Here is a 12,738-nt window from a genome sequence, read left to right on the forward strand (position 1 = left end):
TTCTTATTATGAAGCATGTCTCATCCAAAAGCAAAAGAAACGCTTCAAAATTTAAGCTGTTTCTCTCATTTTTTTTAGTTTTTGTCTAGCACGATATAAAATAATTTTAAATTGGGATAAAGAAATTCCCATTATCTGTGCAGATTCCTGATAAGAGTACCCATGAATGTCATATAACAATACAGCTTGCTGCTGTCTGGGCTGCAAAATCGCTAGCTTGCTAGTAAATTCACCATAGGTCTCTTTCGCGAGCATGTTACTTTCAGGCGTTTCAAAACAAGGACAATCGTGAAAATATTCATTTTCTAACGTAATACATCTATTTTCTTTCCGCAACAAATCAATATAAGAATTATGAGCCACACGTAAAAGCCATGCCTTCATTTTTTTTCCATCAAGTTGATCTTTATTTTTATATGCTCGAAAAAACACTTCTTGTGTCAAATCCTCAGCAATATGATGATTACGGCTTAAATACAATATATAACGATAAATATCATGACTATAATTGCGATACATACATTCAATACCAGTAGCGTTCATTCAAACTTCCTCCTCTATCTCATAAATACATTATGACTGGAAGAGTTTAATATCTTGCTAAATATTTATTAAAAATATATTAAGAAATAATAAGGAACATATAATGAGCAAAAACAACACCAGTTGATTTAATTAGGCAAATTACATCAGCATATACTATTTTTCCTAAAACAAATCAGCCTGTGGAAGCCTAACCGTAAACACAGTTCTGCTCTCATCACTACTTACCTCAATCGTACCTCCATGCAGGTCCACGATATGCTTTGCAATCGCAAGTCCAATTCCTGAACCTCCCGTATTCTTAGCACGAGATTTTTCAACACGATAAAACCGATCAAATAAATGGGGAAGATCATTTTCAGGAATAGGGTCACCATAATTTATTACCTCTGTCACGACTTCTTCTCCATCTAGGAAACACGTAATATTAATACGTTTACCATCATTTCCATAACGAATCGCATTATTTAGCAAATTTTCGTATACACGACGAAGCTTATTTCCATCTGCAAATATAATAATAGGCTGTGTCGTTAGCCTTAAGTCACATTCCATGTCTGCTTCCTGAAGCTGAATGGAGAAATTCGCCCTGATCTGATACAACATCTCCACTATATTTAAGGTGGTTCGATTTAGCTTCATTTCTTTATTTTGAAGTCTTGTATACTCAAATAAATCCTGTAAGAGTTGCTGCAATCGAATGGATTCCTCATAAGCCATCGTCACGTAATAACGTAGCTCCACCTCGTCACGATAATGATCCTGCTCAATAAGCCCTAAATAACCCGTGATTGAGGTAAGCGGTGTTCGTAGGTCATGGGACACATTCGTAATTAATTCACTTTTGGTTTGCTCCGCTCTTCGTTCCTCTTCCATCGAAGTTCTTAGGCGTTCTAGCATCCGATTAATATCACTCGCAAGCTGTCCTAATTCACCGACATGCTCCACCGTAATCTTCTGAACAACACCTTCTTCAATTTTATGAACTTGTTCAATAATTTCCTTTAAATATTTTTTTTCGTGTCTTCTTACACTTCTCCGATAAAAATATAAGGAAAAAAGGACAAGGATAGGGACACCAGAAATATAATATGCCAAAGGAAAGCCAATATTTCTATTTATCCATGCCAGTAAATTATATAAACTAACCTCTGGGAACATAAAATAAAATAATTTAGTGAGTAAAATTAACAAAAGCAAGGAGCATAAGGAGGTCACGATTGTCCAAAACAGCCACGCCAAAAATCTAAGACTAGCCTTCAATTTTATATCCCACTCCCCAAACAGTGTGAATGAGCTTTTCACCAGCCATTTCTTTTTCTAACTTATCTCGCAATCGACTGATATGTACGGTCACCGAATTGCTACTGTCAATAAATTTATCTCTCCAAATCAATTCAAATATTTCTTCTGAACCAAAAACGCGGCCTGGGTAGCTGGCAAGTAAAAACAAAATACTAAACTCAATGGGAGTTAGCTTCACATGTCTACCATCCACCATTGCTGTATGCGTTTCCTTGTCAATTAACAAGGAGCCACATTTAATCATATTGTCCGCGGGGACAGGGTTATTTTGGATGGTGTAGGAAGAACGTCGAAGTAAGGATTTCACTCTAGCAATCAACTCTAGTGGATTAAATGGCTTTACCATATAATCATCCGCACCTGTCATTAAGCCCGTAATTTTGTCCATATCGCCATCTCTAGCACTTAACATTAAAATCGGGGTTGTTCTACTCTCACGAATTTTCATGCATACTGCAATACCATCCATTTTAGGAATCATAATATCTAAAATAATGAGATCGATTGGATGCTCATCAACAATTTCTAATGCAGTAATCCCATTATCAGCTTTAAAGATATCAAATCCTTCATTAACGAGGTATATTTCTAGTAGCTTAGCTATTTTTTCATCATCATCTACAATTAATATTTGTTTACTCATTTCGGATCATCCTTTTATTAGACTAAAGTGCACGTCTTTACTAGTTTATCATGACACATGGCGAAGTTAGATAATAAAAGGTTAAAATTTGATTACGATCTGTACACATCAACTATAAGTTCTCAACTTCGACACTAATCACATAATCAATTTGACGGATAAACTGATAAATATCTGTAGCATATTCCTTCTCAGAAGCTGAAATAACCATATCTACACGCTGGCGTCCTTGCTCTAAATCTTTAATTTTTAGGCGATGAATACGATGTTCATTTTCCTTCGCTACTTTTCCTTTTTGACCTTTTCTTTCGATCACACGGACAAGCTCAGCAATATCCCCTTGCTCGCTCATTACAATTTTCACACCAACATCACGTTGATTTATACGATACGGGCCTATAAGTCGAAATACATGTGGGATAAAGTTTACCGCAATAATAAGCAAAATAACGCTAACTGCAGCTTCAATAATAAAGCCAGCCCCAATCGAAATTCCGATGCCAGAAGCTGCCCAAATCATCGCTGCTGAGGTTAACCCAGAAATCCCTTCATTACTTCTCCGCAAAATTGCGCCCGCACCCAAAAAACCTATTCCGCTAACAATTTGTGCAGCTAAACGCATTGGGTCCATGTTAGGATGGTCCGGTCCCGAAAACTTATGAAAGGCCTGTATAGATACAATCGTCACCAAGCAACTAGCAATACAAATGACCATACATGTCTTGATCCCAAGAGGTTTTTGTTTTAATTGACGATCAATGCCAATAAAAAGCCCAAACAATAAAGCGATACACAACTTAACGATAACCATCCAGTCTATCAGCATGAAGATATTCACCTCAACATCTCATTTACAACAATATAAGCATTTTTTCACAAAGTACACTAAGCAAAATTGAGCTTAACTAAAGCAAAAAGTACTAAAGTACAGAGGGGCTAGGTTAAATCGCCCATCAGTACCCTAGCTTTCTTCTCTTGCTTTAGGCTGATTTATATACTTAGCCTAATACAACGTATGATACTTTTCTTTCGTTAAAATCATTTCAATGGAATCGTAGCTTTTACCATCAACTTCGATTTCATTTTTTAGGCGTCCGATTTCTTCAAAGCCTACTTTCTTATATACATGACTTGCCCTTGGATTAAATTCAAATACATCTAATGTTAACGCACTTAATCCAACCTCATTAAAAACATAAGGAAGCAGTAATGTTAAAGCGTTGCTCCCTATACCCTTATTGACATAATCATCAGAAATTAACACACGAAAATTAGCCTGGTTTTTTATTTCATCATATGAATTAATGACAACCTCACCTACAACAACACCATTATATTCAATCGCGAGATCAAGGCGATCCTGTTGGCTGTTTCTTGTTTTATACCACTCTGTCGTTTTTTGTTTTACATCGTCTGTTAATTGAATTCTTTCGGTCAAAAAGGTATCAGATACCCCCGTTAAATTATTTACATTTGGCATCGTTAGCATCTCAAGCATAGCTGGAATGTCTTCTTCACAAAATGGTCTTAAAGTAACGGTTTCATTAGATAAAGTAGGTTTAAAAGTAAATTCCATGATACATCCTCCTGTTCTTAGTTATATATTATGCCATAAAAAAAAGCATCCAGGTACTGGATGCTTTAATTTTAAAATAAAATTTAATTATGTTAATTACTTTAAAGTGTTGTTTAGCCTTTTAATTAGAACTTAGAAGCAAGCTCAGCAGCAGCCTTCAAGCCATCTGCAATAATTTGATCTTTACGATCTGGGAATTGGTTGTGTCCTTCGATAACAACCTCTTCCGCATTGCTAACTCCCCACAAACCAAGCATAGCTTTAACAAAGTTCATAGACATTTCAAGTGATGCTGCTGGACCTTCGGAATATACGCCACCACGTGAGTTAAGAAGAGCGACCTTCTTGTCAGTAATTAGACCTACAGGACCTTCTGCTGTATATTTGAACGTTTTACCTGCTTGGCTCAAGTAGCCAATGTAAGTTACTAGTTGTGCTGGTACGGTGAAGTTCCATAAAGGGAATGCAAATACAACTTTATCTGCAGCCATGAATTGATCCAAATATTTGTTTGCAACGTCAGCCATTTGTTGTTCTTCAGCACTAACTGGGTAACCATTAGCAAGCTTGAACAAGCCATTCATCATGTTGTTATCATAGTAAGGAAGGTCAACTTCGAATAAGTTTAATTCAGTAATTTGATCACTAGGATTAGCTTCCTTATAATTTTGAAGAAATGCATCGTACAATTGTACAGTTGGTGATTGATCCGCCGGGCGGTTGTTTGCTTTAACGAATAATACGTTTGCCATCTAAATAATTCCTCCTGATTAAATACACTTATTTTTGTAAAGTAATGTTTAAAAGTAATGTTACTTTCTATTTAACAGTATCGTTTATAGTGTGATATTTGTCAATACAAAATTTCATGTAAATTTCAAGTTTTCAGTAAATAATAATGATTTACATAAATTGACCAGCAATTTAGTAATGATCATGTACTGCCTTGTTTAACATACCAAGACATCGATCCAAATCTATTTTTACTTGTTTTTTATATAAATCTGCTTTCGTCACTCCATCTTCCGTAAAATGATACAATACAATTTCTTGAAAATCGATCGTTGGATCGTTCCCCTTTAATCGTTTCGTTCGATATAAAATTCCATCTTGGACAAGTTCATGTAATGCGCGATAAATTTCACTTTGAGGAGGAACATAACCAAATGGACGGAACTGCTCTTTTAATTCCTCCAGCATTTCATAACCATATCCTTTACGCTTTTCCACCATTCCAATTAAAAACAGCTTTAAATAAGCCCTTTGTGCGATCATAAACGCCATTCTTGTTCTCCCTTCAGATTTTTAGCTAACGTAAAAAACCCTATAATGATGATTGTACGTTAAATCACAATATTTGTATAATTTTTCAATAAAAATAGACAACATAAAAAGCTCTTACGCAGAATAACGCAAGAGCACGGGTTGCACTGTAGCTTTAATTTCTAAAGTGTTCCTAGAGATGAATTACAATTTAAAGTAGAGATTCTGCACCATCAATTACAATTCGCGCCCCAGTAATGTGACTTGCTTCGTTAGAAACTAAGAAAGCAACTAAATCAGCAACCTGATGAGCTTTACCTGCGGCATGTGCAAGTGGTTGAGAACCTTCTGGATACTCAACTGGAATGACGATTTCTTGTAGCTCATCACTTATTTTAGTAGAGGCATCAATATTGGTATCGATCGCACCCGGACAAATGGCATTTACCCGTATGTTATATTTCGCCAGTTCCAGTGCAAGCATTTTAGAGAAGGCAACTTGTCCTGCTTTGGTTGTGCTATAGGCAGACATACCAAATCCCGCAAAACGATCATTTCCATTGATAGAGCTCGTAATAACGATACTCCCGCCTTGCTTTTTTAAGTAAGGAACTGTGTGCTTTACCGTTAGAAATGTCCCGTTTAAGTTCACATCTAATGTTTTTTGCCACTCCTCTACACTTAATTCCTCAATAGGAGCAAGTGTCCCGTTAATACCTGCATTCGCAAATACAATATGCACCCCACCAAATTGTTTAACGACGTCTTCTACTGCTTTTTGCACACGTACACTATTTGTAATATCTACATCATAAGCCTCGGCATGACCAGGGTATCGTTTATTAATGGCTTGCTTTGTTGACTCTGTACGTTTATCAATGAGATCAAATAAAGCAACCTTAGCCCCACTTTGCGCTAATCTCATCGCTGCCGCTTGTCCAATTCCGGAGCCTGCCCCTGTAATTATAGCAACCTGATCGTGAAACTGTGCTGTAGTCATAATAAAACACTCCCTTGGTTTTACTCACGTTCATATTACCCAAAAACCAAGGGATCTAGTCTACACCCGATATTTAAAAGTCCTTTTTATTGTAAAAAGAAACAGAAATAATATATGAAATAACGCCAAATAACAGTAATGTACAAGCAATGAAAATAATAAGCGCTGTCTGATGCGTGTTCGCCCACATGATCCATGCTGCATTCGGATTTCTTTGCCACAGATCACCAAAAACTCCACTCACAATCATAGCGCCAACCATCATTACTGTGTTTATATATTTGGCACCAATATGACCTAACCAATAACTAACTGGTAAATAAACAAATGAAAATAATAAAATAATTAGACCACCCAATTGAGCATTCATCCAATTCCAATGCCAGCTTCCATTCAATAGTAAGGAAACCAATGCATCAGCACCAACAACCAATAATTGGGAAACTAGGATGAGAACTAATGATGTTACATATTTGGATGCGACTAGCTTTTTTCGACTAAGGGGTAAACTAACTAGAAATTGCTGATAAACTAACTTCAAATCACTTCCGACAACAATAACAATAATCATTGAAGGAATTAGTGCTTCTAGCAACAAGGTTTGTTGGCCTTGGAAAGCAAATCTAAAAAATATAGAATAACCTACTATAAACCAAAAGTAATTTTTGATCATAATGATTTCCTTACGCATAAGGTTAAACATATCAAGCATTGACCTTCTCCCCCTTCACAGTGTAATACATAATTTCCTCTAAAGTAGGGTGCTCATAAATAACCTGGTTACCAAACATAGCAACTGCTCTTTGTCGATTTTTGCTCATCGCCTCAAAACCAACTGCAGTTTCTCTTATGCCAATAAGCTCCTTACGTGTATCCCCATCTAATATATTTGTTGGTCCCTTAACCAACACAAATTGTTCTAAAATTTGATCCTTTGTATCATGCATCACCATTTTACCTTGATGAAGGAAAGCAATATAATCTGCAATTTTATCTAGATCTGTCGTTAAGTGAGTAGAAAACAATACAGTTTTTTCTTCGTCCAAAATGTAATCAGCTAAAATATCAAGCAATTCACGACGGACAATCGGATCGAGACCCGCTGTAGGTTCATCCATAATCAATAAAGAGGGTTGCTGTGCAAGGGCAAGCGCCAGGGAGAACTTCATTTTCATCCCTTTAGAAAAGGTACGCAGCTTCTTTTTCGAAGGAATCTCAAACAAATTCATATATTTATCAAAAATAGCTTTATCCCAGTTATCATAAAATGGTGCAATGATACTTTTCATTTGGATTGCATTAAGATGATCATAAAATATACTTTCATCTGCGACATAACCAATTTGCTTCTTATAGCTTCCGTTTTTTAACATCATATTTTTGTTATTTAAAATAGAAATTTCACCCTCATCGGGCAAAACCAAGCCCATCATCATTCGGATTAGTGTACTTTTACCAGCTCCGTTTGGACCTATTAAGCCCGTAATATACCCCTTAGGTATTGCAATGGATACATGATCTAGTGCCTTATAACTTCCATAATTTTTACAAATACCTTGCAACTCTACGGCATTCATCAGTTTTCTCCCCCTTCTTCCACCTGCAACACTTCAATCATTTGAATCAGTTGCTCTGTACTAATGGATAAACTTCGGCACTCTGCAAGCACCTCTCTTAGCTTATCCTCAAGCATCCTTGTACGTTGCTCAATAATAAATTGTTTATTCCCACCGGATACAAAGGAACCTTTACCAACAATTGAATCAATCAATCCCGCTTGCTCAAGTTCATTGTATGCTCGCTTCGTTGTAATCACACTGATCTGTAAATCCTTAGCGAGCTGTCGTATAGATGGTAACGCTTCTCCTGGCACCAACTCACCTTGTAAAATGCTTTCCCGAATTTGTCTCACAATCTGCAAATAAATAGACTCATCTGAAGATGAGGATAATACGATTTTCATGTTCACCTTCCTAATCAATAAATGTATATTTCGTAACACGTGTATATATACAATATACACACTTAAAATTAAAAAAACAAGTACAAAAAAACCTTTCTTTATAACTAAGAAAGGTTTGGATCCTGTAGGAAATAGTGTGTACCTACTGTTAAATGTGCTTATAACCATATTTATTTAATTTTGGTACCACAACAATAACATTTCTACAAACGTTTGACGTGACATTGGACTTGCAATGAGCCAATCCTCTTCAGCTACCGAGCTTGAACGTATAATCCAATTCATGGACTGACTACATATAAATGAAAATTGCTGTTGATTCCATCTGTTTTCTTGCCAAGCACGCATAAAAACTGTGCCATTAGAGTTCGCATTTTTCATACAACGTACTAAAGAAATTACGCTTGCCTCATCTTGACACGACTGAAGCAAATCATGAATAATGTCTTCACTATCAAGTTCATCAAAACACCGAAGGATTTCATCAAATTTATGCTTAGAAAAGGTAAGGGCAGGAATGTCTCCGATCGAGCAGTTACTCCACAACATTTTTTCCACAAAGGCTTCACATTCTTTAAGCTCTATTTCTTTTTGATCTGAAGCATATAAATATTCTCTTCGCTCTTTTCCCTTAATTTCATAACAAGCCTCACAAAATTTACCCTCAAACTCTCTCTCTATTGGTAATTCAAATTGACATACTGAAGCAATCATGGAGGAATTTTCCTTAAAATGCAACAGTTCACCCCCTGACAAATGTCCAAGTCAATTCATGAAGTATAAAAATTATATCATTTCAAGACATTAAACTGCAAAAGATGAACGTAGATTAATCTTAAACGAACCAGTTTATAGTAAATCTGTATCAATCTTTTTGAGATGCAGCTAAATAAAATGATGAAAATTCTAATCTATATTGTAATTGTTACTAAACATTTATCGAATTATAATGTTTTCTTAATCTATTTTTAAGATTTCTATTTTACAATAAGTAGCATGAACCCATTGTATAGAGGTGATTTGACAATGAGAATACTTATTAACTTTCAAAACACAGTAGTTCCTGTATATTTTAACATGGATAACAAACAACCGATCCAACGAACATTAAGACTATTAACAAATGCACTTGAACACAAAATCCAGACAGGCAAACAGGCCTTGAAGAAATGCTTAAGCTCATTAATCAGCATCGAAATTGAAGGCTCTGAAGCCATATTGCATAGTAAAAGTGAATTTGATTCGTTGGCGTTGTCCTTGTATTAAGCTACAGGGTAGTCATGTGAACAGAGAAACAGTGGATGATTTTTTCATCCACTGTTTCTTTTGCTTACAGACTAGAATTAGCATTATCTATTGTGGTTTGCTCTAATGGTTTATTACGACTAAATTTTGATTTCATAAAAATGGTCAACGATGTTGCGATCAGCAACAAGCCATTTAGTACAAATACGATTGGGATTGCAACCCATCCTCCTAAAGCACCACCAGCAATTGGTCCTGCCATATAACCTAATTGACTTGCCGATTGGTTAAGACCAAAGGCTCTACCTCTAAACTCCGGTTTTGTATGCTGTACAATCAGCGCATTTAAGGCAGGAAATACTGCGGCAAAAAACAATCCATAGACAAAACGCAAAATACCAAAACTAACAACGTTGTGGAAAAAGATCTGTACTAAATTTCCGATACCTCCACCAATAAGACCAATCATTAATGTTTTACGATATCCAATTTTTCCACCAATTTTCCCCCAAAAAGGAGCTGCAATGACCGTCGAAATACCAACTGCCGAGAAAATAATACCTGAGCTAAAAGAAGCATCTTCCCTAGAAGCACCTAAATCAAGTACATAAAGTGATAACAGAGGCTCAAGAACCATCACAGATGCAGTCACGATAAGAACAATCGTCAAAACACGGAGGAAAGCTGGATTTCGCGCTGCCTCTTTAATATCATCCATCACATGAGAACGTTCCTTCGTGCGATCATAATTTTCTTCTTTGACTAGAAACCAAGCAATCAATGCAGATAACAATACGACGATGCCTGCTACAGAAAAAGAAAAACGATATCCAATGTATTTACTTAAAATACCTCCGATCATTGGACCTACAATCCCACCTGCCGCCCCCGCAGTTGACATAATACCAAGAGAATAGCCTACATGCTTCTCTGGCGTATTCGTAGCCACCAAAGCAATGGCAGAAGGCACGTATCCTGCTAGTAATCCTGACAAAATCCGAACACCAATCAGTTGGTATGGATCTTGGACAATCGAGGTTAGAAAATAAATAAGACTGAGTGAAAACCCAGCTCTTAGCAACATCGGCTTACGGCCATACTTATCCGACAACGAACCCCAATAAGGTGAAATCAATGCGCCTGCTAAAAACGTAATTCCAAAAGCAACCCCCGACCAAAGTGTAAGGTGATGCTCCACCCCTAAATCATGTGCTAAAAATAGAGATAAAAACGGAATTGCCATGGAATTAGCCATACTACAAAAAAAGACGCCTAACCATAATACATATAAATTTTTCTTCCAAGGGAATCCCATATCCCCGTCCCCCCTTTGCTGTCACTTGTCTTCCCTCACATTAAAGCTTATCTATTAAGTATAGCACTATAAAAATATAAAACCACGTCTTGAAGTAATTAATGACACTTCAAAACGTGGTTTATGCATTTTCTATAAGTCATATCCTCTGTGTAATTAAGTTGATATTACTTTAAAAGTTAGGTGATTTACTTCGGTCGATGAGTCAACATCATTTCTTGATCTGTCACATATAACGGAAAAGGTGGCTTTTCTTTTAAATAGTGTCCACGCAACAACACGGAGAAATCAACTTGATATTGTGCTGATTCATCAATGACAGGAAGTTTACCTGTCTCGTCCATGTAATTATCAACCGCCGCTTGGACTAAATCTAAATAATATGGAATCTCCCGATCCTTTTCCTCGAAAATTTCAAACGTTTCTCTAGAAACATAATAGTCTCTATCACTTACTCCACCCAAATATCTAGTTAAGCGTGAAGAATCTAATTGCCCATCTGATTTCAGAAGCGCTATTCGATTAATGCCTTCTGGCATGTCAGATTCGAACTGTAAAACTGCTTCTCTCACTTGTTCAAGTGTAGTCTCTACAACGGCCTGAGGTCTGACATCGATGTGCTTGTGTTTCCTTTTGAACCAAGATAACATGATCGTACCTCCTTACTGTCAATATTTAAACAGAAAACGTTTACACTTTTATTATATCCAAAAAAAATCGCTTTGATCTATTTTAAGGGAAATTTCATAGTATCGCCTTAAATTTGTACTAATTTTCTATTTAATTTAAATTACCACGAACCTCTTCACTTGAAACTGGAAATTTTATATGGTTTGCGGTAGGATAATAATGTTTTGTATTTATTAAGCTCTCATTGCACATAACCGCTAGGAGGTTTTTAATATGCTTGACGTTTTAATTATTGGTGGAGGTCCATGTGGATTATCAGCTGCAATCGAATGTACACGCCGCGGATTAAAGTCGCTTATCCTTGAAAAAAAATGTTTAGTTCATTCTATTTATTCGTACCCCACCCATATGCAATTTTTTAGTACACCAGAGACGCTAGAAATCGGGGATATCCCTTTCACTTCACATCATGATAAGCCGTATAGGCATGAAGCATTAGCTTACTATCGAGGAGTTAGTGATTTTTATCAAGTTCAGTTACACTCTTATGAAGAAGCAACTAAGATCGAACGCCAAGCTGATTCAAGTTTTATCATCTCCTCTCTGAAACACACTGGCGAGCAGGTTCAATATCATGCTAAATATGTAGTTATTGCAACAGGTTATTTTGATCATCCCAATTTATTAGGGATTCCTGGTGAGGATACTCCGAAGGTATCTCATTATTTTACTGAAGCTCATCCCTATGCTGGTACAAAGGTAGTCATTATTGGGGGCAGTAACTCTGCTGTTGATGCAGCGATGGAATTAATTCGTGTTGGGGCTCAGGTGACCGTGGTGTGTAGGGGTGAAAATCTGTCTAGCTCAGTTAAACCTTGGGTTAAGCCAATATTTGATAGCATGGTAGCAAAAAATAAAATTTCTCTTCTAACCTCAGCTTATGTCGCACAAATTCATTCTACCTATGTTGAGATCGAATCAGAATTGACTGGAGGGGTAACACGTTTAGAAAATGATTTTGTGTTAGCCTTAACAGGTTTTAGACCTGATCGTAAATTACTCCTCTCCGCAGGCGTAGATATGATTGGAGAATTAGAAAAACCTACGTTTAATCCTGATACGATGGAAAGTAATGTGCCGGGACTGTATGTTGCGGGTGTTATTGCTTCTGGTCGCAATGCAAATGAAGTTTTTATTGAAACTGGAAGAGGGCATGGCACATTGATTGCAGAGCATATTATTAAAAAATAATGAA

The 12,738-nt window shown here is 36.5% G+C and carries 16 protein-coding genes; 2 read left to right on the top strand and 14 right to left on the bottom strand.

The window, feature by feature from the left end; all coding sequences use genetic code 11:
• Positions 1–51 precede the first annotated feature (51 nt).
• The 12 genes from ABE099_RS07000 to ABE099_RS07055 all read right to left on the bottom strand — a co-directional run bounded on the left by ABE099_RS07000 (position 52) and on the right by ABE099_RS07055 (position 9,031).
• Complete coding sequence (locus ABE099_RS07000) at positions 52–543, bottom strand: RNA polymerase sigma factor (protein ID WP_430028739.1); 492 nt, start codon at positions 541–543, stop codon at positions 52–54.
• A 165-nt stretch (positions 544–708) separates the two neighbouring features.
• Positions 709–1,806 carry a sensor histidine kinase gene (locus ABE099_RS07005; protein ID WP_430028741.1) on the bottom strand — a complete coding sequence of 366 codons (1,098 nt, stop codon included), beginning with the start codon at positions 1,804–1,806 and terminating at the stop codon, positions 709–711.
• The gene (locus tag ABE099_RS07010; protein WP_430028743.1) at positions 1,796–2,491 is read right to left on the bottom strand and encodes a response regulator transcription factor; all 696 of its coding nucleotides are present in this window, start codon (positions 2,489–2,491) and stop codon (positions 1,796–1,798) included. The genes ABE099_RS07005 and ABE099_RS07010 overlap by 11 nt, the downstream gene beginning before the upstream one ends.
• Before the next feature lie 112 nt (positions 2,492–2,603).
• Positions 2,604–3,317: an MgtC/SapB family protein gene (locus tag ABE099_RS07015; protein WP_430028745.1), complete on the bottom strand. Its 714-nt coding sequence runs from the start codon at positions 3,315–3,317 to the stop codon at positions 2,604–2,606.
• 177 nt (positions 3,318–3,494) lie between these two features.
• Entirely contained in the window at positions 3,495–4,067 is a 573-nt protein-coding gene (locus tag ABE099_RS07020; RefSeq protein ID WP_430028747.1) for a GNAT family N-acetyltransferase, read from the bottom strand.
• A 125-nt stretch (positions 4,068–4,192) separates the two neighbouring features.
• Positions 4,193–4,819 carry an FMN-dependent NADH-azoreductase gene (locus ABE099_RS07025; RefSeq protein ID WP_430028749.1) on the bottom strand — a complete coding sequence of 209 codons (627 nt, stop codon included), beginning with the start codon at positions 4,817–4,819 and terminating at the stop codon, positions 4,193–4,195.
• Between the two features lie 172 nt (positions 4,820–4,991).
• Positions 4,992–5,351, bottom strand: a complete 360-nt coding sequence (locus tag ABE099_RS07030; protein WP_430028751.1) for a helix-turn-helix transcriptional regulator — start codon at positions 5,349–5,351, stop codon at positions 4,992–4,994.
• Between the two features lie 190 nt (positions 5,352–5,541).
• Entirely contained in the window at positions 5,542–6,330 is a 789-nt protein-coding gene (locus tag ABE099_RS07035; protein ID WP_430028753.1) for an SDR family oxidoreductase, read from the bottom strand.
• 73 nt (positions 6,331–6,403) lie between these two features.
• On the bottom strand, positions 6,404–7,042 hold the full coding sequence (locus tag ABE099_RS07040; protein ID WP_430028755.1) for an ABC-2 transporter permease: 639 nt from the start codon (positions 7,040–7,042) through the stop codon (positions 6,404–6,406).
• Complete coding sequence (locus ABE099_RS07045) at positions 7,035–7,907, bottom strand: ABC transporter ATP-binding protein (protein ID WP_430028757.1); 873 nt, start codon at positions 7,905–7,907, stop codon at positions 7,035–7,037. Before ABE099_RS07045 ends, ABE099_RS07040 begins: the two co-directional genes overlap by 8 nt.
• A complete protein-coding gene (locus tag ABE099_RS07050; RefSeq protein ID WP_430028759.1) occupies positions 7,907–8,293 on the bottom strand; it encodes a GntR family transcriptional regulator in 387 nt (128 codons plus the stop codon). Before ABE099_RS07050 ends, ABE099_RS07045 begins: the two co-directional genes overlap by 1 nt.
• Positions 8,294–8,467: 174 nt before the next feature.
• On the bottom strand, positions 8,468–9,031 hold the full coding sequence (locus tag ABE099_RS07055) for a hypothetical protein (protein ID WP_430028761.1): 564 nt from the start codon (positions 9,029–9,031) through the stop codon (positions 8,468–8,470).
• Positions 9,032–9,319: 288 nt separating this feature from the next.
• Here ABE099_RS07055 and ABE099_RS07060 point away from each other — a divergent pair, with 288 nt between their 5' ends.
• Positions 9,320–9,559, top strand: coding sequence for a hypothetical protein (locus ABE099_RS07060; RefSeq protein WP_210087742.1), 240 nt, complete (start codon positions 9,320–9,322; stop codon positions 9,557–9,559).
• Positions 9,560–9,623: 64 nt separating this feature from the next.
• Here the strand turns inward: ABE099_RS07060 and ABE099_RS07065 are convergent, their stop codons facing one another.
• On the bottom strand, positions 9,624–10,853 hold the full coding sequence (locus ABE099_RS07065; protein WP_430028763.1) for an MFS transporter: 1,230 nt from the start codon (positions 10,851–10,853) through the stop codon (positions 9,624–9,626).
• A 188-nt stretch (positions 10,854–11,041) separates the two neighbouring features.
• Positions 11,042–11,503, bottom strand: coding sequence for a DUF3939 domain-containing protein (locus ABE099_RS07070; protein WP_210087744.1), 462 nt, complete (start codon positions 11,501–11,503; stop codon positions 11,042–11,044).
• Positions 11,504–11,756: 253 nt separating this feature from the next.
• Here ABE099_RS07070 and ABE099_RS07075 point away from each other — a divergent pair, with 253 nt between their 5' ends.
• A complete protein-coding gene (locus ABE099_RS07075) occupies positions 11,757–12,734 on the top strand; it encodes a YpdA family putative bacillithiol disulfide reductase (RefSeq protein WP_430028766.1) in 978 nt (325 codons plus the stop codon).
• Positions 12,735–12,738 lie beyond the last annotated feature (4 nt).

This window comes from Paenibacillus turicensis (assembly GCF_050461185.1).
Lineage (GTDB): Bacteria > Bacillota > Bacilli > Paenibacillales > Paenibacillaceae > Fontibacillus > Fontibacillus turicensis_A.